Annotated in this window: 18 protein-coding genes; 6 read left to right on the plus strand and 12 right to left on the minus strand. The window is 58.4% G+C overall.

Going from position 1 to position 19,947, the window contains the following annotated elements:
* The first annotated feature begins 2 nt into the window (after positions 1-2).
* From ACR0AZ_RS00935 to ACR0AZ_RS00945, 3 genes are read left to right on the plus strand one after another with little or no spacing between them, the layout of a single operon-like run.
* Positions 3-1,547, plus strand: coding sequence for a trimethylamine methyltransferase family protein (locus ACR0AZ_RS00935; RefSeq protein WP_480666552.1), 1,545 nt, complete (start codon positions 3-5; stop codon positions 1,545-1,547).
* On the plus strand, positions 1,548-2,222 hold the full coding sequence (locus ACR0AZ_RS00940) for a TetR/AcrR family transcriptional regulator (protein WP_480469042.1): 675 nt from the start codon (positions 1,548-1,550) through the stop codon (positions 2,220-2,222).
* Positions 2,219-3,523 carry an NAD(P)/FAD-dependent oxidoreductase gene (locus tag ACR0AZ_RS00945; protein WP_480469043.1) on the plus strand — a complete coding sequence of 435 codons (1,305 nt, stop codon included), beginning with the start codon at positions 2,219-2,221 and terminating at the stop codon, positions 3,521-3,523. Before ACR0AZ_RS00940 ends, ACR0AZ_RS00945 begins: the two co-directional genes overlap by 4 nt.
* A gap of 241 nt (positions 3,524-3,764) precedes the next feature.
* On the opposite strand, the gene ACR0AZ_RS00950 is transcribed toward ACR0AZ_RS00945, so the two are convergent.
* On the minus strand, positions 3,765-7,193 hold the full coding sequence (locus ACR0AZ_RS00950) for an indolepyruvate ferredoxin oxidoreductase family protein (RefSeq protein ID WP_480666553.1): 3,429 nt from the start codon (positions 7,191-7,193) through the stop codon (positions 3,765-3,767).
* Between the two features lie 142 nt (positions 7,194-7,335).
* Between ACR0AZ_RS00950 and ACR0AZ_RS00955 the strand changes: the two genes are divergently transcribed.
* Entirely contained in the window at positions 7,336-7,797 is a 462-nt protein-coding gene (locus ACR0AZ_RS00955) for an Lrp/AsnC family transcriptional regulator (protein ID WP_480469045.1), read from the plus strand.
* A 3-nt stretch (positions 7,798-7,800) separates the two neighbouring features.
* Here the strand turns inward: ACR0AZ_RS00955 and ACR0AZ_RS00960 are convergent, their stop codons facing one another.
* The gene (locus tag ACR0AZ_RS00960) at positions 7,801-8,190 is read right to left on the minus strand and encodes a DUF3307 domain-containing protein (protein WP_480471876.1); all 390 of its coding nucleotides are present in this window, start codon (positions 8,188-8,190) and stop codon (positions 7,801-7,803) included.
* Between the two features lie 169 nt (positions 8,191-8,359).
* Here ACR0AZ_RS00960 and ACR0AZ_RS00965 point away from each other — a divergent pair, with 169 nt between their 5' ends.
* A complete protein-coding gene (locus ACR0AZ_RS00965) occupies positions 8,360-11,401 on the plus strand; it encodes an ABC transporter transmembrane domain-containing protein (protein ID WP_480469046.1) in 3,042 nt (1,013 codons plus the stop codon).
* A 5-nt stretch (positions 11,402-11,406) separates the two neighbouring features.
* Here the strand turns inward: ACR0AZ_RS00965 and ACR0AZ_RS00970 are convergent, their stop codons facing one another.
* From ACR0AZ_RS00970 to ACR0AZ_RS01005, 8 genes are all read right to left on the minus strand, one after another.
* Positions 11,407-11,694, minus strand: a complete 288-nt coding sequence (locus tag ACR0AZ_RS00970; protein ID WP_480471877.1) for an ArsR/SmtB family transcription factor — start codon at positions 11,692-11,694, stop codon at positions 11,407-11,409.
* 114 nt (positions 11,695-11,808) lie between these two features.
* Complete coding sequence (locus ACR0AZ_RS00975) at positions 11,809-13,041, minus strand: mandelate racemase/muconate lactonizing enzyme family protein (protein ID WP_480469047.1); 1,233 nt, start codon at positions 13,039-13,041, stop codon at positions 11,809-11,811.
* Between the two features lie 18 nt (positions 13,042-13,059).
* The gene (locus tag ACR0AZ_RS00980; RefSeq protein WP_480469048.1) at positions 13,060-14,154 is read right to left on the minus strand and encodes a Zn-dependent alcohol dehydrogenase; all 1,095 of its coding nucleotides are present in this window, start codon (positions 14,152-14,154) and stop codon (positions 13,060-13,062) included.
* A 128-nt stretch (positions 14,155-14,282) separates the two neighbouring features.
* Positions 14,283-14,996 carry an alpha/beta fold hydrolase gene (locus ACR0AZ_RS00985; RefSeq protein ID WP_480469049.1) on the minus strand — a complete coding sequence of 238 codons (714 nt, stop codon included), beginning with the start codon at positions 14,994-14,996 and terminating at the stop codon, positions 14,283-14,285.
* Positions 14,997-15,008: 12 nt separating this feature from the next.
* On the minus strand, positions 15,009-15,797 hold the full coding sequence (gene pcaD, locus ACR0AZ_RS00990) for a 3-oxoadipate enol-lactonase (RefSeq protein ID WP_480666554.1): 789 nt from the start codon (positions 15,795-15,797) through the stop codon (positions 15,009-15,011).
* Between the two features lie 59 nt (positions 15,798-15,856).
* Complete coding sequence (locus ACR0AZ_RS00995) at positions 15,857-16,831, minus strand: threonine ammonia-lyase (protein ID WP_480469051.1); 975 nt, start codon at positions 16,829-16,831, stop codon at positions 15,857-15,859.
* Positions 16,828-17,655, minus strand: coding sequence for an alpha/beta fold hydrolase (locus tag ACR0AZ_RS01000; RefSeq protein ID WP_480666556.1), 828 nt, complete (start codon positions 17,653-17,655; stop codon positions 16,828-16,830). The genes ACR0AZ_RS00995 and ACR0AZ_RS01000 overlap by 4 nt, the downstream gene beginning before the upstream one ends.
* The gene (locus ACR0AZ_RS01005) at positions 17,655-18,341 is read right to left on the minus strand and encodes a haloacid dehalogenase type II (RefSeq protein WP_480469053.1); all 687 of its coding nucleotides are present in this window, start codon (positions 18,339-18,341) and stop codon (positions 17,655-17,657) included. The genes ACR0AZ_RS01000 and ACR0AZ_RS01005 overlap by 1 nt, the downstream gene beginning before the upstream one ends.
* 124 nt (positions 18,342-18,465) lie before the next feature.
* Here ACR0AZ_RS01005 and ACR0AZ_RS01010 point away from each other — a divergent pair, with 124 nt between their 5' ends.
* Complete coding sequence (locus ACR0AZ_RS01010) at positions 18,466-18,894, plus strand: FKBP-type peptidyl-prolyl cis-trans isomerase (protein WP_480469054.1); 429 nt, start codon at positions 18,466-18,468, stop codon at positions 18,892-18,894.
* A 12-nt stretch (positions 18,895-18,906) separates the two neighbouring features.
* Here the strand turns inward: ACR0AZ_RS01010 and ACR0AZ_RS01015 are convergent, their stop codons facing one another.
* Together ACR0AZ_RS01015 and ACR0AZ_RS01020 are read right to left on the minus strand one after the other, a co-directional pair.
* Positions 18,907-19,095 carry a hypothetical protein gene (locus ACR0AZ_RS01015; protein WP_480469055.1) on the minus strand — a complete coding sequence of 63 codons (189 nt, stop codon included), beginning with the start codon at positions 19,093-19,095 and terminating at the stop codon, positions 18,907-18,909.
* Positions 19,096-19,153: 58 nt separating this feature from the next.
* Positions 19,154-19,945, minus strand: a complete 792-nt coding sequence (locus ACR0AZ_RS01020; protein WP_480666557.1) for an enoyl-ACP reductase FabI — start codon at positions 19,943-19,945, stop codon at positions 19,154-19,156.
* Between the last annotated feature and the right edge of the window lie 2 nt (positions 19,946-19,947).

Below are 19,947 nucleotides of genomic sequence, written 5' to 3' on the forward strand. Positions count from 1 at the left end.
TCATGGAGGCAGAAGTCGGAAGACGCCGTCGCCGGGGGCGTGGGGCCGAGACGGCTCCACAGCCAAGTCGTGATGTGAACTATCGCCAGCTTCGCAATCCGTTTCCGCAGATGGAAGTATTTCCGGCGGATCAGATCGCGGACATGCACGACACCGCCCTGCGCACACTGGAAGAGCTGGGTGTAAAAGTCCTGCTGCCCGAGGCACGCCGGATTTTTGCGCAGGGCGGTGCACGCGTGGATGAAGACAACGAGATGGTCTTTATCGGTCGCGACATGGTCGAGGCTGCAGTGGCTTCTGCCCCCAAATCCATAGCCTGTCGCGCGGGTGCGCGGCGGCGGGATTTCACGTTGGAGCTGGGCTCTTTGGTGTTTCAGCCCGGGGCGGGGGCGCCGAACGCAACTGATCTGGAACGTGGGCGCAGACCGGCGAGCGGACAGGATTATCTGGAGTTTCTCAAGCTCACGCATCACTTCGATGTCTTCCAGATGATCTCGCCCCAAGTGGAGCCGCAGGACGTGCCGACTAACGTGAGGCACTACTTTACGACACAGGCGCAAATGGAGCTGACGGACAAGTTCCCGTTCTTCTTTTCGCGTGGAACGCCGCAGGTGATGGACTGTTTTGAGATGCTGTCCATGGCGCGCGGGCTCAGCGATGATGATTTCCGGGCCAATCCGCATTGCTATACGATCATCAATACCAATAGCCCCCGAACGTTGGATATCCCAATGGCGCAGGGGCTGATCGACTTTGCCCGCCATGGGCAGATGTCGATCATCACGCCGTTTACGCTGATGGGGGCGATGGCACCAATCACCGTTGCCGGGGCCATCACCCTGTCGCATGCCGAGGCGCTTGCGGCTTTGACCCTGACGCAACTGACAAACCCCGGTGCCCCCGTGTGCTATGGGACCTTCACCAGCAATGTTGACATGAAATCCGGTGCACCCGCTTTTGGAACGCCGTCGCATTTCCAGGCCTCGCTGGCTGCCGGTCAATTGGCCCGGCATCTCGGACTTCCCTGGCGCTCAGCAGCCGGGTCTGCGGCCAACATCAACGACGTACAGGCCGCCAATGAAAACCAGTTTGGATTATGGGGCTGCCTGATGGCCGGGGCGACGGTGATCATTCACTCGGCTGGATGGCTCGAAGGTGGCCTGACCGTGTCCTTCGAGAAGATGATCTGCGATGCCGAGGTGCTGAACATGGTGGCCGAGCTATGTGCTGGCGCGCAGGCCGGTGGGGCCGAGATCGGGTTCGACACTGCCCTCAGCGAAGTAGAGCCCAGTGGTCATTTCTTTGCCACCAGCCAAACGATGGAGCGCTATAACACCGCGTTTTATGAGCCCCACCTGCATGATTATGCCAATTTCGGTACTTGGACCGAGCGCGGCTCGATCGATGCCAACCACCGCGCAACGGGTGTGTGGAAGGATATCCTGGCCAATTTCAAAGCGCCGTCGTCGGATATGGATCGCATCGGCGCATTGAAGGATTTCATCGCACGACGCACGGAAGAGGGCGGCGCGCCGCCGGAGAGTTGAATGAACACCAAACCCATCCTTCATCGTGATGACCCGAAGGCCGAGCCGCTGGTCGGGAACATCAAGGTCACGCGTGACGATTGGCTGAACGTGGCGATGGACGTACTGATCTCGGACGGTGTGGATCAGATCAAGGTCCTGAACCTGGCAGAGCGGATGGCCGTGTCGCGGTCATCTTTCTATTGGTATTTCAAATCCCGGCAAGAACTGCTGGACGCGCTGCTGGCACGCTGGCAGGCGATGAACACGGCGGCTCTGGTGGCGCAAGCTGAGGCTCCGGCCGAGACCATAACAGGTGCGGTCTGCAATGTGCATCGCTGCGTGGTGAATACCGATCTGTTCGACACCGCACTGGACTTTGCCATTCGCGACTGGGCGCGTAAATCCGGCAAGGTGCGCCGCGCGCTGGACCAGTCCGATGCACGGCGGCTTGAAGCGTTGCATGCGATGTTCACGCGCTATGGCTATACCGAGGTTGAGGCCGAGACCCGCGCGCGTGTCCTCTATTATATGCAGATCGGTTATGACCTCGCGCAGTTGAATGAACCCATCTCGGTGCGAATCTCGATGGTCCCCCATTACCTTTATGTTTTCACCGGGGTCGAGCCGCGCGCCGAAGAAGTCGAAGAATTCAGCAGATATAGCCGGAGCCACTGGAAAGGAGACCCCGCATGAGTCAGCCAGATGCAATCATCATCGGCACTGGCGTGATCGGCGCAGCCATCGCGTTCGAGATGTCGAAGGCCGGGTGGAAGACCCTGTCGCTGGATCGCAATACGCAGGTCGGACATGGCTCCACCGCCGGATCTTGCGCCATCATCAGAATGCATTACTCGACATTTGATGGAACTGCGTTCGCGTGGGAGGGCTATCATTATTGGCGGGATTGGGCAGAGTATCTGGGGCTGCCGGAGGATGCCAATCTGGCCCAATTTCGGCAGACCGGCTGTCTGGTCATGAAGACCGGAGCCAACGGGTATCTGGACAAACACAAAACCAACAGCACCGAATTGGAGTGCCCGTTCGAGGAATGGTCACCGGAGGACATTAAGAAACACTTGCCGATCTATTCGCTTGATAGCTTTGCCCCGGCAAAGCGCATGGATGATCCCGAATTCGGACAACCCAACGGAGAGAAGATGCAGGGTGCTGTGTTCTGGCCCAAAGCGGGCTATGTCACGGACCCGGCCTTGTCGGCGCAAAACCTGATGGATGCCGCCAAACAACACGGCGCAAAAGTGTGCACAGGTGTTGAGGTGGTGGAGATCCTCACCGACGCTGGGCGTGTCTCGGGCGTCAAACTGGCCTCGGGCGAGGAAATCCACGCGAAAGTCGTCGTGAATGTCGCGGGCCCCGGCTCGGCGATCATCAACGGCATGGCTGGGGTTCTGGACGACATGACCATCGAAACCCGTCCGCTCCGGCAGGAAGTGGTGCACGTTCCAGCGCCCGAAGGTTTTGATTTCGAAAGCCAGGGTACCATCGTTTCGGACAGCGATATCGCGCTTTATTGCCGACCTGAACATGGCAATCACATCCTGATCGGATCTGAAGACCCGGAATGCGACCCGCATCAGTGGTGCGAGGACGATAAGACCTACAATCAAGACTTTACTGATCAGTGGACCACGCAGGCGATGCGATATGCGCAGCGGGTTCCGAGCCTTGGCATTCCATCGAAAACCCGCGGTGTGGTCGATCTCTATGATGCGTCAACCGACTGGATTCCGATCTACGACAAATCTAGCCTTCCGGGGTTCTACATGGCCTGCGGCACCAGCGGGAACCAGTACAAGAACGCCCCGATCGCGGGCAAGATGATGGCGGCCCTGATCGATTATTGCGAGGGCGGGGCGGATCACGATGCAAATCCGCTGCGGTTCGAGCTGCCCTATATCGGGCGCAGCATCGATGTCGGGTTCTACTCGCGCAAACGACCGATCAATAACGAAAGCAGTTTCTCGGTTCTGGGCTAGACGGCAGCGTGGGTCGGCCTGACTTTCCGGGGAACTGGAAAAAAGGCCGTTCCTATGACAGATCAAGCCCCGCATGTTCTGCTCCATGGCCGCGTAAACCCTTCATGCATATTATCACCATCAACAACGCATGGTGTCTCTGCAGTGATTGGGGATTCCTCATCCACCCTGAGAGCTTTCCTGCCGACATCGATATGTTCGACAAACGGTGGCTCAAGATCTTTCGATCCTCATGTCCGCATCAGGTCGCCTGACCGGATTGGCCTTTCAGCAGTCCGTCAGCCTTGAGGCGCGCCGCGCGGGCGGCCTCGATGCGGACCGGACCATATCCCCGGACCTCATCGGCGCAAGCCAACGCATCATACCAAATGGCGTCATCCTCGGAGGAATAGGTTGCCTGCAACTGATCCAGCAGTGACTGATACCATCCCAACATATCCCGATGCAGACGCGCCTCAGCGTGATACCCAAAGGGGTTAAACGCTGATCCGCGCAAACCACGCAGCTGTGATAACCTCTGAAGAACCGGGCGCATCCACGGACCCAATGCAAATTTGAGCGGCCTTCCGCGTTCATCTTTTCGCCAGCTGAACATCGGCGGGGCGAAGTGGTATTTGGTTTTGAAGTCACCCTCGAACTGCTGCGCAAGTTCATCCGTGAAGGCAGAGGATGTGTGCAACCGGGCCACTTCGAACTCGTCCTTATAAGCCATGAATCGGAACAGGTTGCGGGCCACGGACTCCAGGACACGACCAGAAATTTCCGGCTTGGATGCACGGATTGCTTCGATCTGCTGCGCATAGCGTTCAGCATAAGCTGCGTCCTGATATTCTGTCAGATACGCAACCCGACGCGCGATCATCTGATCGAGCGTTTCTTCTGCCTCGGTCGGTTGCGTCAGCCCCTGAACCCGGCCGGGATCAACTGCCAGGCATCGCCCAAGTGCGAAAGCCAGTCGGTTCTTCTCGATCGCGACACCGTTGAGCAGGATGGCCTGAGCCAGCGCGCTGTGCGAGATGGGTACCAGTGCTTTTTGCCACGCGTAGCCCAACATGATGACATTGGCGAAGACCGTATCCCCAAGTAGCGCCTCGGCGATTGCGTTTGCATCAAGGCTGGACAGATTGTCAGCTCCCACCACATCGGCAATGGCCTGTTCCCGTGCATCGACCCGAAGCTGAGCATCACGCCGCAGCACAAGATCTCCGGTCGGCATCTCGGCCAAGTTCAGCACGACCTGTGTGCCATGCGTATAATGGGCGGAGGCTTTGGGTGCCGAACTGACGACCACATCGCAGCCAATCACCGCATCCGCCGCGCCCTGATCAATACGAACCTGGTTAAGCGCATCGGGTGCGGTGCCAAGGCGAATATAGCTCAGCACTGTTCCGAATTTCTGGGCAAAGCCGGTGAAATCAAGAACCGAGGCCCCTTTGCCCTCCAGATGCGCCGCCATGGTGATCAAGGCTCCAACTGTAACTACGCCGGTGCCGCCGACGCCCGTTACCAGAAGATCGAATGGCTTATCCAGTGAGTGAACTTCAGGATTGGGTAAATCCGCCTCAATCACATTGAAGTCCAGTTCGATGGTCTGCTTTCTGCGGGTTGCGCCCTCGATGGTCACGAAACTCGGGCAGAACCCGTTCAGGCACGAGAAATCCTTGTTGCAGGAACTCAGATTGATTTTGCGCTTGCGACCCAGCGGGGTTTCGCGCGGTTCAACGCTCAGGCAATTCGACGCGACTGAACAGTCGCCGCAGCCTTCGCAGACGAGATCGTTGATCCAGCCGAAGGTCGAGGGGTCCTCCATCGTGCCACGCTTGCGGCGGCGGCGCTTTTCGGTGGCGCAGGTTTGTTCATAGATCAGAACCGTGACACCGGAAATGTCGCGCAACTCTCGTTGCAAACTGTCCATCTTTGCCCGGTCATGAAACGTGGTTCCCGCCGGGAAATTGGCGCGGTCGAATTTGGAGATATCATCCGAGACCAGCGCGATCCGTTCTACCCCTTCGGCGCGACAGGTCTGGGCAATACCCGCTACGCTGACAGGTCCATCTACCGGCTGCCCTCCGGTCATCGCGACCGCATCATTGTAGAGGATTTTATACGTGATGTTCGTCCCGGCGGCGACCGCCTGACGGATAGCGAGAGAGCCCGAATGATACCACGTTCCCTCACCAAGGTTCTGGAAGATGTGCTTGCCACCGTTGAATTGCGAAGCCACCACATGGGGCACGCCTTCGCCCCCCATCTGCGCATAGCCGACCGTCTCGCGATCCATCCACGAGGCCATGACGTGGCAACCGATTCCGCTGGCGGCGGTGGAGCCTTGGGGAACCTTGGTCGAAGTATTGTGCGGGCAACCCGAGCAGAAATAAGGCGTCCGCGTTGCGCCGGAAACACTTATGACGGGCGGAGGTGTTTCAGTCAGAGCGCGCGCCTTGGCGGGCAGGTTTTCTTCCGGAAAGAACGTATCAAGGCGGGCGGCCACGATGGGGGCTAGCATCAAGGGGCTGAGCTCCCCGGTCCACGGGATCAGCGGCTCACCATGGCTGTCATACTTCCCCACCATTTTGTGGGGTTTGTCACCGGGCCAGTCATAGAAGTATTCCTTAAACTGGCTTTCGATAATGCCGCGCTTTTCCTCGACGACCAGAACCTCGGCTTTGCCCTTCACAAAGCGCAATGCGTTGCGGCGCGCCAGCGGCCAGACCATGCCAACCTTGTAGATGTCGATCCCCAGACGGCGGCAGGCGGCCTCATCCAGACCCAGCAGACGCAAGGCCTCCATCAGATCCAGATGCCCCTTGCCGGTGGTCACGAAGCCGAACTTCGCATTGTCGATGTCATAAATGCGCCGGTCGATGGGGTTCTCTTCGGCAAAGGCCCGTACGGCACGCAGCTTGTGTTGGATACGAGTTTCAATCTCGGGTGAGGGCAGGTCTGCGGTCCGCACATGCAATCCGCGTTCGGGCAGGTCAAGTCGCGGCAGTGTGAAGCTTCGGTCTGGACGCAGGTTGACGGAGCGTGCGCTCTCGACTGTTTCCGAGATGGCCTTGAACCCGACCCACGTGCCAGAAAAGCGGGACAGGGCGAACCCGTATTCCCCGAATTCGAGATATTCCCCGACCGAGGCGGGGTTCAACGTGGGCATGAACCACGCCATGAAGGCCACATCCGACTGGTGCGGCATCGAAGAGCTGACGCAACCATGGTCATCGCCAGCCACAACCAACACGCCGCCTTTTGGTGCAGAGCCGTAGGCGTTGCCGTGTTTCAAGGCATCCCCGGATCGGTCGACACCGGGGCCTTTGCCGTACCACATGGAAAAGATACCCTCGACCTCGCAATGCGGATCCAGTGTTGCCTGCTGCGCCCCAAGCACAGCCGTCGCCCCGAGGTCTTCGTTCACTGCGGGCATGAAGGTGATGCGGTCGGTTTTTAACCGCTCCTTGGCGCGCCAGAGTTCGAGGTCCAATCCACCCAGAGGAGAGCCGCGATATCCCGAGACAAAACCGGCTGTGTTCAGACCTGCGTCCCGGTCCCTGCGTGCCTGATCCATCATGATCCTAGCCAAAGCTTGGGTGCCCGTCAGAAAGACCCGGCCTTGGGTCAGGGCATAGCGGTCCTCAAGCTGATAGATGCGGGGGTTGGGGTCGTGGTGGCTCATTCCGGCGATCCATGGGTGTTAACTGTAAGAGTTGGAAGTTTATCCCGGCGAGGCTGAATAATTTTGCCTAAAATCGCGAGATATGTGAGTAAACAGGATGAGTATCTCGATTCTTTGAAAGAAATCGGATAAATAAACCACTATGACTGAACTCGATGACAGAGATCGCCGCCTCCTCACTCTGCTGCAAAGTGATTGCCGCATGTCCAATGCCGAATTGGCCGATACCGTCGGAATGTCGGCTTCGGCCCTTTGGCGCAGGGTCAGAGCGCTGGAAGAGGCGGGGGTGATCGAGCGTTATGGTGCATTGGTAAATCCTCCCGCTATAGGGCTTACCTTCGAGGCTATCGTGCATGTACATCTGACGCGCCACGACCCCGAGAAGATCGTGGATTTCATCCGGGCCGTTGAGACCAGCAAGGAAGTTCAGGAGTGTTATGCCACGACCGGGCAGGCGGACTATCACTTGCGCGTTCTGTGCCGCGACCTTGCGGCCTATAACGTTTTCCTCGAGGATTTTTTGTTCCGCTTGCCAGCCGTTGCCAGCGCGCAAACCAATGTCGTGCTGCGCCCGATCAAGCGGAATCGTCCGGTAGTTCCCTGAGTATCAGGTGGCGAAGGACACCCAGGCCCAAGCCATGCCGATATAAGTCAGGTTGTGCATAAGCTGATCCAGACCGGCAGCGCGCCAGAATGCGGCCTGATTGGGTTGCAGCTGCTTTCGCTCTGAATAATGCGCTTTAGCGAAGTCGATGTGGAAATGCACGATCCACTCTAGCGCGGCAATGATCAGGATGAATTCTACCGGCGCGCGAAACAGCGCGAAGATAAGGACTGAGCCCACGACATGCACAGCTGCGTGCTGCGCGCGCCCCACATGGAAATACGAGCCTCGCCCGGAAAGCATTTTGGGCGTCTGTAAATAATAATCGGCAAACATATGTTTGATCTGAAGCAGACAGAGCAACAGAAACACAGCGCCAAAACTGGCAGGCAAATTAATCCTCCCGATATCGTCCTGAATCAGAAGACTAGGGGGTAATTGGCTGCCGCGCAAATGAACTTGTTCACACAAGGGTAATTCGGCGCAATTTGGAAATTTAATTGCGTCCACGGATACGATTGCGGTAACTTCGGGCTGTTGTATTCACGCCAAAAACATCGATTTGAGCGGCGGATCAAAAGCAGGGGCGGGTTCCATAGAACGAACGATTTTTCGGTTCATCTGGAAATACTCCAAGCGCGACCAGTTGATCCTGCTGGCCGTGACGGCGACGCTGTTTCCGTTGTTGTATCTGACGCTGGAACTGCCCAAGCGTATTATCAACGATGCGATCGGCGCGACCAGCGATATTGTCAACGTCTGGGGTTATGCGCTGCCGCAGACGACGTTCCTGATGATCTTGTGCTTTGCCTTCCTGGCGGCCGTTTTGGCCCATGGCTTGATGAAGATGCGCATCAATACCATGAAAGGTGTCCTGAGCGAACGGATGCTGCGCCGTTTCCGGTATCAGTTGATCAGCCGCGCGCTCCGCTTTCCGCAACCCTATTTCGAGCGTGTGAGCCAGGGCGAGATGGTCTCGATGATCACCGCCGAAAGCGAGCCGATGGGCGGGTTAATGGGCGATGCGATCAGCCAGCCAGTGCTGCAGGCCGGGCAAATGATCACCATCCTGTCGTTCCTGTTTTTACAAAGCGTATGGTTCGGGTTGGCAGCGGTTGCATTGATACCTTTGCAGGCTTGGTTGATTCCGCGCTTGCAGCGCCAAATCAATCTTCTGAACAAGAAACGCATACAAGAAGTCCGCGTACTGGCTGCTCAGATCGGCGAGAACGCGGCGGGTGCTTCGACCCTGCGGGCCAATGGCGGTTGGCGCTATCGTCGGGCGATGATCTCGGATCAGTTGGGCCGGTTATTCGGCATCCGGTTCGAGATTTATCAGAAAAAATTCTTTATGAAGTTCATCAACAACTTCATCTCGCAACTGACGCCGTTCATGTTCTATCTGGTGGGTGGCCTGCTGGTGTTGCAGGGTTCGGTTTCGCTAGGGGCGCTGGTGGCCGCGCTGGCGGCGTATAAGGACCTGAGTTCTCCATGGAAGGAATTGCTGACCTATTATAACCAGACGCAGGATATGTCGCTGCGCTGGGAAGTTGTGATTGAACGTTTCGCGCCGGACGGGATGATCAACGAGTCCCTTTTCGATGGCGAGCCCGACCAGCGTCCGCATTTGAATGGCGATATCGTCCTTAACCGGATTTCGGTACGCGATATCGACGGTAATCAGGTGCTGGACGATCTGGATCTGACCTTTCCTGCGGGCCAGACCATCGGTATCGCGGCCCCCAGCGAAGAAGATCGCCACGCCCTGACCGAATTGCTAACGCGCGAGGTTTTGCCCACCTCAGGAAGGCTTGAGGTTGGTGGGGTCGATATGTCAGGGCTGCACCAAAGCGTTGTTGCAGCGCGGATCGGTCTGGCGACCTCGCGCCCGGTCATGTTTCAGGGAACGCTGGGCGAGAACGTCATGATGCCGATCCGGTCGCGTCCGATGTCTACTGCGACCGAGGATCCCGATTTCGCCGAGACATTGCGGGCGGGCAACAGCACAGATCCCTTTCAGGCGGAATGGTTAGACCCCGGACTTGCCGGTTTCGACGATATCACTCATCTGCGTGAATGGTGGCTTAGACTGATCGACGGCATGGGTTCGGGTGCAACGCTGTTCCAGCGGGGCGCCGAACAGGTTTTCAATGCAAAAGAGCGACCGGAACTTGCAGCCAAGTTGGTTGAATTGCGCCCATTGGTGCAAAAAGCTGTGCGCGAGGCTGGGCTGGAACAGCAGGCGTTGGTCTTTGACCGTTGCGCTTACAACCCCGCGCTGCCTGTGGTAGAGAACCTGCTGTTCGCGACCCCTCGTGTGCCGGTCACACAGCAACTGTTGGCAAAACAAACGGTGTTCCTGGGGCAACTGCGGGAGCTAGGGCTGGATGAAACACTGGCCAACCTGACCCGAGATGTAATCGAAATGCTGCGCCAGATCTTTGGATTGGACGGCACAGATCATCCATTATTCCGCAAGCTGGGCCTTGAGGTCACAACCTACGAGGCGGCAGTTGAGCTGGTCGAACAGACCCGCAAGGAAGGCGTCAGCGGGCTAGATGACGAGCAATTGGCCAACCTGCTGGCTGTGCCCTTCGTGATTTCGGCGGAACAGATCGGCCCGGCTTTCTCGGACGAATTGAAGAACCGCATTCTAGAGCTGCGACACAGCCATTCCGAGAAACTGCTGGAACGGTTGCACAACGTCTTTGTGCCACTGGATGAGGCCACCTTTGCACCGGGTTTGACGGTGATGGAGAACGCGCTCTTTGGCAAGGTCAGTCAGATTGGCGGCGCGCGCACGGATGAGGCACGCAAGCTGATTGTGGATGTGTTGGCCGAAAACGGCGCACGCCCGATGGTGGTCGAACTGATCTATGACGTGCCGGTGGCGTTGGGTGGTCAGAACCTGCCTGCAGTTTTTGCCGAACCTCTGGCCTTTACCCGTGCTGCGATCAAGAAGCCGGATATCCTGATCCTCGAAAACGCGCTGGCCAGTTACGATATGCAGACGCAGGTGGCGGTGTATAAGAACCTGCGCGAATTGCTGCCAGAAGCGACCGTTATCTATCTGAATGACCAATTTGAAAGCCCGGACGTATTCGACATGTACGTTGAAATCCGGCAAGGTCGCGTCGTGACGGATGAAGGACCCACCGATGTCGAAGGCGACGGCGCGGCCTCGGCTGACCTTGGGCGCAAGCTGCGGGCGCTGGAGCAGACGCCGCTGTTCTCTGGTCTGGACCGTCGTCAGTTACGCCTGCTGGCCTTTGGTGCGCGCTGGTTCGATGCAAAGCCGGGGCAGGTGATCTTCCTCAAGGATGATCAGCCGACGGATGGTGCTTATGTCATTCTGGAAGGCGAAGCGGGATTGTATCTGCCCCATCCGGGAGAGGCAGATCAGTTAATCACCAAGGTCGGGGCAGGGGCTTTGGTCGGAGAGCTTGGCCTGATCCGCAAGGAGCCACGCGCGCTGAGTATGATCGCCGAAACCGATCTGTCGTGCCTGCGCATCGGGGAAGAGGAATTCCTGGCGGTTGTCGAAAACGATGCCGCGACAGCATTCAAGCTGTTGCAGGTGATTGCGGGATACGTCTCGAACTGACCGGATCAGCTTTCTGGCTGGCAGAACAGGTCATAGAGTAGCGCTATGACGCGTTCGGTCTTGCCGTCGTTCAGTGCGTAGTAGATTGTTTTGCCTTCGCGGCGTGCTTTGACCAGCTGTTCTTCGCGCAAGCGGGCTAGCATCTGGCTGACTGCTGCTTGCCGCATCCCCAGCAGAGCTTCCAATTCGCCCACGGATCGCTCACCTGCACCCAGGTGACACAGGGTCATGAGACGGCCTTCGTGCGCCAGCGCTTTCAGGAACGTGGTCGCTTGAGTGGCGCTTTCTTTCATGTCAGCCGAGGTATCTGCGGATGGTGTCTTGGTTTCAGGGGGCTGCGTCGTCACTTAATAAACCGATATGCCATTAGGGGGTTCGCATAATATGCCCCAACTGGTCGCGGATTGTCACCCCTCGGTTGCCGGAGCACCACCCTGAAAGGCGTTTCCATGCTCATAATCGCAAGGATCTTCCTGCATCTGCAGGTGCAACCCGTCGCCTGAATAAGGGTTGGCGCGGGCAAGGTCCTCGTCCACATCGATCCCCAGGCCGGGTGCGCTCGGTGGGGTGACGAAGCCGTTTTCGACCCGGATCGAGCTTTTGATCAACTGGTCATGGAACGGGGTTTCGATGGTTTCCAGCAGCAGGAGATTTGGAATGGATGCAGCCAGATGGATGTTGGCCGCCCACTCTACCGGTCCGGCGTAGAGGTGAGGTGCCATTTGGGCGTTGAACACTTCGGCCATAGCGGCGACTTTTTTCATCTCCCAGATACCGCCAGCGCGACCAAGCGCGGGTTGCAGGATTTCGGCGGCACCAGCACGCAGAACCGCGCCGAATTCAGCTTTGGTGGTCATCCGCTCACCCGTTGCAACAGGGATGCGTACAGCGCGGGCCACGCGGGCCATGTCCTCGATCATGTCGGGCGGGGTCGGCTCCTCGAACCAGAGCGGCGAATAAGGCTCAAGCGCCTGACCCAGACGAATCGCGCCGGCGGTATTGAACTGCCCATGGGTTCCGAACAGCAGATCGGCTTTGTCGCCCACGGCCTCACGAATGGCTTTGCAGAAGGCCACCGACATTGAGATATCGGTCATCGCAGGCATATGCCCGCCCCGGATGGTATAAGGGCCTGCAGGGTCGAATTTGACGGCCGTATAACCGCGACGCACCATTTCAGCAGCACATTCCCCGGCCTGTTCAGGTGAGGTCCAGAAGTCTGTCAGATTATGCTGAGGCAGGGGGTAGAGATAGGTATAAGACCGAATGCGATCATTCATCCGCCCGCCCAGCAACGCATAAACCGGACGATCCCGGTCTTTGCCAAGGATATCCCAGCAAGCGATCTCAAGCCCTGAAAATGCGCCCATCACGGTCAGATCAGGGCGTTGGGTGAAGCCACTGGAATAAGCGCGGCGGAACATCAGTTCGATATTTTCGGGGTTCTCCCCCATCATGTGTCGTTCGAACACATCGCGGATGACATGGGTCATGGCTTCGGGACCGACGGAAGAGGCGTAGCATTCGCCCCAACCGATCACGCCCGTATCGGTCGTGACCTTGACCAGTATCCAATACCGCCCGCCCCAACCGGGTGCCGGAGGCGCGGTGACGATGACATCGAGATCCTGCAGTTTCACTTGGTATTCCCCCGGTTATCAGTCCCTGTCGAACAGGATCACATTGCGCTTGGCAGCACCGGTTTTGGTGTCCTCGATCGCCTCATTGATCTGCGACAGTGACCAACGACCCGAGATCAGCTCATCCAGTTTCAAACGCCCCTGTTCATAAAGATCGATCATCCACGGAATGTCCCGCTGGATCACAACGTCCCCCATTTTCGAACCGACCATACCCTGTCCCAGCGCGGCGAGAACGACGGGTTCATAGCTGGACATATCGCCCGAATGCGGCATCCCGATCATGATCGCCTTGCCGCCCCGACCCAGATAACGCGGGGCCTGATCATAAGCAGGGATCGCGCCGACGGTGATCAGAACCGCATCCGCGCCACGCCCGCCGAGGGCTTTATATGCGGCCTTCCACGGCGCATCGAGGCTACCCAAAACGCCATGTGTTGCGCCGAATTCCTTGGCGATCTCGAGCTTTTCTTCGGTCATGTCGACCGCAACGATCCGCCGCGCCCCGGCGATGCGTGCGCCCTGTATGGCGTTGAGGCCAACCCCGCCCGCACCAATCACGACAACATCCTGTCCGGGGCGCAACTCTGCGGCGTTCACCGCAGCGCCAACCCCGGTGATCACGCCACATGAAAGCAGGCTGGCGAGGTCCTTTGGCAGTGTTTCAGGGATTTTTACGATCTGACGATGGCTGACCACGACTTTCTCGGCAAAGGCTCCGCAGGCCATGGCTTGTTCCAGAGCGCCGCCGTCAGCGGTGCGCAGTGGGCCCTTAACGGTGTCATACGGCGTTTCGCAAATGGTAGGCTTGCCGCCTGCACAGGATGGGCATGATCCGCAGGCGCGGATCAGGGTCACGACCACGGGATCGCCTATCTTGAATGCCCCGGCGCCCTCTCCGATTGCCGAGATGACACCCGCAGCCTCATGTCCGTAAACGGCGGGCAGATGTCCGCCCCACGCCCCGCTGGCGAAAGAGATGTCCGAGTGGCAGATCGCCACCGCATCGAGCGTGACCTCGACCTCGCCCATACCGGGTGGTGCGATCAGAATATCCTCGATCACCAGTGGCGCGCCGAATTCCCGGCACACGGCTGCTTTGATGGATTGCATGTCTTTCCCCGTTCCTTTTTCAGTCACGGTGACCCGTTGCGGATCAACAGGCAAGGCGGAATCCGCCACCCGGGTGTCGCTGTTGTGCTGAAAGGCAAACGAGGAGGGCGGAAACGCCTAATACACGCCTAAATTCGCTGCGATATCTGGTGCAGCAGTCCGGCCAGATGCTCCGGATGCGAAAAAAACGGTGAATGAGAGCTGTCGATGGTCAGGCTCAGGTTCGGATTTGCGCAATGTGCCATCTCGGCCTGATACTCGGTCGGAACGGTACGATCATCCGCTGTACGGATATAAGCCTTGGGTACGCGTGCGAAATTCTCACTCAGATCCAGCGGAGTATCTTGTGGCGCGATTGCTTGCGGGCAAAGACGCCCGAGAGCATAGGCAACAACTTCGCGCGGACAGTCATGATAGAACAACCCGTGCACCCGGTCCGGCAAAACACTGTAGGACAGACCATCTGCAGATTTCTCGACCGCATCCCCGATCAGCTGGCGCGGTGCACGTTTGCGCATTTCGATCATCGAAAGACCGGATTGCGGGACATATGCGCAGAGATAGACCAAAGCCCGCATCGCGTCGGGCGCGGCTTCGGCTGCCGCGCTGATCGGGTAACCGCCCCAGGAATGCCCAACGATAATTGTCTCTGGCTTTGAGGCATTCAGTACCGCATCCCGGCAAGATTCCAGCGTGACATCGGGAATGGGCGTTGGATCAGAGCCGTGGCTGGGCATGTCGATGGCGCGCGCAGTATGTCCGAACGTGGAAAGCTCGGGGATCAGATCGCGCCAGCACCAGGCACCATGGCAGGATCCGTGAACCAGCAAGAAATCAGCCAAGTCTACACCCCCTCACACATGACCGGTCTCGGCCAGAAAACCGTTAAGAAGTTCGGCATACTCTGCCGGCCGCTCTACACAGGGCAGGTGGCCTGCCTTGCGGATCAGTGCAAATCGCGAGCCGGGGATCAGATCAACCGTTTCGCGCACGAGATCGGGTGGGGTCGAACCATCTTCGCTGCCAGCTACTCCAAGCGTGGGCAGGCGCAGGCCACTGGTCGGCGTATAGAAATCAGTTCCCGAAATTGCCGCGCAGCAGCCGAGATACCCTTCCAAGGGTTGCCGCACCATCATGTTGCGCCACAACTCCAGGTCGACATTGGCGCGGAAGGGTTTTGAGAACCACCGCTCCATGGTGGCATCCGCGAGCGCCTCGATCCCACCTGCGCGGGCTGCGTCCATGCGCTCCTGCCAGATCTTTGGCGTACCGATCTTGGCGGCAGTATTGGAAAGGACCAGCGCCCGGATTTGATCCATGCGCTTTACCGCCAAGCCCTGCGCAATCATCCCGCCAATCGACAGGCCGATAAACATGCAGTCTTTGACTTCAAGATGGTCCAGAAGTCGTTCGGTGTCGCGGACCAACGCCCCCATGGAATATGGACCATCGGGTTGCGAAGACAGGCCATGGCCGCGCTTGTCAAAGCGGATGATGCGCAGGCCTTTTGGAAGCAATGGCAGGATCGGATCCCAAAGGCGCATGTCGGTGCTGAGGGAATTGCCGAAGACCAGTGGCGCACCATCTGGGTCCCCGTCAATGCGGTAGTGTATCTTGACGTCTCCAAGATCGGCGATGTGCATGTGAGAGGTCCCGAGCAAATGGCTTCGAGCTACAATAGTGCACGTGTTGCACGCGCTTGTCAGGTCAGGAATTCCAACGCTTGTTCAAAAATCTGCGGGTCCACATTGCCACCCGAGGCAACGACGATCACCGCATCGCCTTCGATTTCATTGGCCCGAAACAACGCCGAAGCCAGCGACACCGCACCGCCGGGCTCCAATACGATCTTGAGGCGCAGGAATGCCATGGCCATTGCGCGCAGTGCCTCCTGCTCGGTGACCGAAAACCCCGGTCCGCAGAGCCGGTTTAGGATCGGAAAGGTGATCTTTCCCGGTTCTGGTGTTAGGATCGCATCGCAGATATTGCCGGAAGACGCGGTATTGTTCTGAATTGAGCCCGAAGCGAGCGAGCGTTTGACGTCATCAAATCCCTCCGGCTCACACGGGCGGGTGCGCAGACTGGGGGCGTGGCGCTCCAACGCCAGCGCGATGCCCGAGGTCAAGCCGCCGCCGCCGCAACAGATCAACACATCCGCCTGCGTGACGCCCTGCGCCTCAGCTTGTCGCGCCAGTTCCAGCCCGACCGTGCCCTGCCCCGCGATCACCTGTGGTTCGTCATAGGGCCGGATCAGGGTCAGTCCGCGCTGGGCGGCCAGCGCCTCGCCGATCTCCTCCCGGCTTTCATTGGCGCGGTCATATAGAACGACCTCGCCCCCAAGTGCCCGCGTGTTCTCGATCTTCAGCTGCGGCGCGTCCGACGGCATGATGATGACCGACGATATCCCGTGCTGGCTGGCTGCATAAGCAACCCCCTGTGCGTGGTTGCCCGAGGAATAGGCGATGACGCCCCGCTGTCGCGCAGTGTCATCCAGAGCCGAAATCGCGGACCACGCGCCGCGAAACTTGAAACTGCCGGTGTGTTGCAGACATTCAGGTTTCACCAGCACCCTGCGTCCGGCAATCTCGTCCAGAAACGGTGAAGACAGCAGCGGCGTTTCGCGTGCATGTCCCTTCAGCCGCTCTGCGGCGGCTTCGATCATCTCAATACTGCTCATGTCGCGTCCAATGTCTTGCGGATTACGTCGAGGGAGGCGGGCTCATCCAGAAAGGGTACATGCCCCCGATCAGCGATCTCGGCCCAGATCAGGTCGGGATGACGGCTTTGCATTTCGCCGAGCGTAGCGGCTCCGAACACGTCAGAATTTGCGCCCCGGATCACGCCAGTCGAGATATCGCGTAACGCGTCGAACAAGGGCCAGAGATCGGGCGGTAGCCCCGCGGCGGCCTGCTGGATCAGAGCTTCGCGCAGGGCGCTGTCATAGCGCAGATCGAGGCCTGTTTCAGATTGCAGATATTGATGTTCAACCTGCTGACGCCAGATGGTGAGCGGCACGCCGGGAAACCGCGAATCCATGATCTTTTGTAGCGTCTCTGCCGCCTCGTCATAGGTTTTTGCGACGGGCTGTTTGCCCACATAATCCATGATCTTGGCGATACCCTCAGCTTCGATCACAGGCCCGACATCGTTCAGGATGACACCAGACAGACGTTCGGGGTGACTGGCGGCCAGGGCCATGGCGATCAACCCACCGCGAGAAGTGCCGAGGATCGAGACCATTTTTAAGCCCAGATGATCCAGTAACTCGATCACATCCAGCCCTTCGCGCAGGATATTGTAGTTCATGAAATCCGGGTCGTGATCGGACTGTCCGCGCCCGCGATAATCCATCGTGATCATCCGCAGATCGCTGATATGCGGCGCGAGGAACGAGAAATCTCGACTGTTGCGGGTCAGGCCCGCAAGGCAGAGCAAAGGCTGGCCCGATCCGGTGTCTTCAAAGTAGAGGCGTTTGCCATCAGAGGTCGTGAAAAACGCCATCAAAGCCCTGCCAGCTGAGGTATCGCTGTCAGATCAGACATTACATGCGCCGGTTTCCACGGCAGACGGTCCATTGGCTCACCCGCACGGTTGACCCAGGCCGTGACAAAGCCGTAGCCACTGGCGCCGGCGGCATCCCAGCCGTTGGAGCTGACGAACAGAACCTCGTCTCGGGCGCAGCCAAACCGATCTTGGACCAGGTCATAGACGCGGGCATGCGGCTTGAAGACGCCTACGCTTTCGACGGACAGTACATCGTCCAGAACCTCTCCGATCCCGGCAGATTGCACCGCACCATCCAGCATCGGGGGCGATCCGTTGGACAGGATGGCCGTCTGTAAACCACCTGCTTTCAACGCCTTCAGCATCTCGGGAACCTCGGGGTAGGCCTGCAACTCCCAGTAAAGGTCCAGAAGACGTTGGCGCAGAGTGTCATCACCCTGCAAGCCAACCGCTTCTAGCGCCCAATCGAGCCCGTCTTGCGTCACATCCCAGAAATCGCCATGCGCATCAGCAACCGCGCGCAACCAAGTGTATTGCAGCTGTTTCAACCGCCAGTGATTTGCCAACTCAGGCCACTTGTTGGCCAATCTCTCGAACCCCGGCTCGGAGGCGGCCTGTCTTGCTGCGGCGGCAACGTCAAAAAGCGTGCCATAGGCGTCGAATACACAAGTGGTGATTGCCATCTGATCCTCCCCTGATCGGGCGCAGGTAAGCACAACCGCTCCACAGGTTAAAGAGGGCAGGGTTTACAATAGCGTGTCAGCCTATACGCTGCGCCGCTCATTCCCCTTGAGGCCGGAGGCCACCATGACCGCAATCAAACAAGGCGACACCGTTCGCATCCATTACACCGGAACTCTGCTGGACGGTAAAGTCTTTGACAGTTCCGAGGGACGCGATCCGCTTGAGTTTGCGGTTGGCTCAGGTCAAATCATTCCCGGTCTGGACGTGGCGTTGCCGGGTATGGAGATCGGTGAGAAGAAGCGGGTCGAGATCGCCTGCGTCGACGCCTATGGCCCGATCAATCCGGGCATGCGTCAACAGATCCCGCGTGAGGGCATCCCTGATGATATTCCGCTGGAACCCGGTACGCAGCTACAAATGCAGACCCCCGACGGGCAAGCCTTGCCTGTAACGGTGGTAGAGGTTGATGACGCAACCGTGACGCTTGACGCCAATCACCCGCTGGCCGGGCAGGATTTGATCTTCGATATCGAAATCGTTTCGGTCAACTGATCGCGCGGGAGGTTAAAGCCCCGGAATCTGTGCCAGTAACGGCTCAACCGCATCCCGGACATGCGGTTGGGTCAGGAACACCAATGCGAACAACAATATGCTGAGAGTAAGCAACAGCACGCCCGCATGCATGCCTCCGACCTTCCGCCGGAAGTTGAGCGACCGCCCATTGCTGGCAAGGATCTGTTCTAGTTTGCTCATATGCAATCCCTGCAGGCCAAAGATGGTCAAATCTTGACACCCGCAGGGAAAGAAATGGTCACATCGCTTCGGGTTGTGGCATGCCCAGGATGTGGTAACCGCCGTCGACGCGAATGATTTCGCCCGAGGTATATGTTCCTGCATCCGAGGCGAGATATACAGCGGTGCCGCCTACCGCCTCAAGCGTCGCGTTCGAGCGCATGGGCGCGTTCTGGTCGCAGAACTTGTATGTCTTGCGCGCACCACCGATGGCCGCACCAGCCAGCGTCTTCATCGGGCCGGGAGAGATGGCGTTCACGCGAATGCCATCGGGGCCCAGATCATTGGCCAGATAGCGGGTTGCCGATTCCAGTGCCGCCTTGGCCACGCCCATGACATTGTAGTTGGGAACCACCTTGTTCGAGCCCTGATAAGTCAGCGTCAGCAGCGTGCCGCCATTGTCTTTCATCAGCGGATAAGCGCGACGCGCGACTTCGATGAAGGAATAGGCCGACACGTCCAATGAATGTTTGAAATTTGCCCGCGTGGTATTCAGGAACCGACCCGTCAGTTCAGACTTGTCAGAATAGGCGATGGCGTGGACCACGAAATCGATGGTCGGCCAGCGCGTGGCCAGTTCATCGAATGCACGATCCAGCGATTCGTCATTGGTGACATCTGCGTCGACCATGAAATCGCTACCCAGGCTTTGGGCCAACGGTTCCAATCGTTTGCCGAACGCATCGCCCTGATAGGTGAAAGCCAGTTCTGCGCCCGCCTCATGCATGGCTTTGGCGATGCCCCAGGCGATCGAGCGATCATTTGCGACACCCATGATCAGGCCGCGTTTTCCTTTAAGTTGATCTGACATCT

It is taken from the genome of Ruegeria sp. BE3 (assembly GCF_056538865.1).

Excerpts from the sequence above, each read along its gene's own strand:
- pcaD (WP_480666554.1), bottom strand. The coding sequence starts at position 15,797 with ATGCACATCGCCGATCTTGGAGACGTCAAGATACACTACCGCATTGAC.
- ACR0AZ_RS00995 (WP_480469051.1), bottom strand. The coding sequence starts at position 16,831 with ATGAGCAGTATTGAGATGATCGAAGCCGCCGCAGAGCGGCTGAAGGGA.
- ACR0AZ_RS01000 (WP_480666556.1), bottom strand. The coding sequence starts at position 17,655 with ATGGCGTTTTTCACGACCTCTGATGGCAAACGCCTCTACTTTGAAGAC.
- ACR0AZ_RS01010 (WP_480469054.1), top strand. The coding sequence starts at position 18,466 with ATGACCGCAATCAAACAAGGCGACACCGTTCGCATCCATTACACCGGA.
- ACR0AZ_RS00980 (WP_480469048.1), bottom strand. The coding sequence starts at position 14,154 with ATGCAATCCATCAAAGCAGCCGTGTGCCGGGAATTCGGCGCGCCACTG.
- ACR0AZ_RS00940 (WP_480469042.1), top strand. The coding sequence starts at position 1,548 with ATGAACACCAAACCCATCCTTCATCGTGATGACCCGAAGGCCGAGCCG.
- ACR0AZ_RS01020 (WP_480666557.1), bottom strand. The coding sequence starts at position 19,945 with ATGTCAGATCAACTTAAAGGAAAACGCGGCCTGATCATGGGTGTCGCA.
- ACR0AZ_RS00935 (WP_480666552.1), top strand. The coding sequence starts at position 3 with ATGGAGGCAGAAGTCGGAAGACGCCGTCGCCGGGGGCGTGGGGCCGAG.
- ACR0AZ_RS00950 (WP_480666553.1), bottom strand. The coding sequence starts at position 7,193 with ATGAGCCACCACGACCCCAACCCCCGCATCTATCAGCTTGAGGACCGC.
- ACR0AZ_RS00970 (WP_480471877.1), bottom strand. The coding sequence starts at position 11,694 with ATGAAAGAAAGCGCCACTCAAGCGACCACGTTCCTGAAAGCGCTGGCG.
- ACR0AZ_RS01015 (WP_480469055.1), bottom strand. The coding sequence starts at position 19,095 with ATGAGCAAACTAGAACAGATCCTTGCCAGCAATGGGCGGTCGCTCAAC.
- ACR0AZ_RS01005 (WP_480469053.1), bottom strand. The coding sequence starts at position 18,341 with ATGGCAATCACCACTTGTGTATTCGACGCCTATGGCACGCTTTTTGAC.
- ACR0AZ_RS00955 (WP_480469045.1), top strand. The coding sequence starts at position 7,336 with ATGACTGAACTCGATGACAGAGATCGCCGCCTCCTCACTCTGCTGCAA.
- ACR0AZ_RS00945 (WP_480469043.1), top strand. The coding sequence starts at position 2,219 with ATGAGTCAGCCAGATGCAATCATCATCGGCACTGGCGTGATCGGCGCA.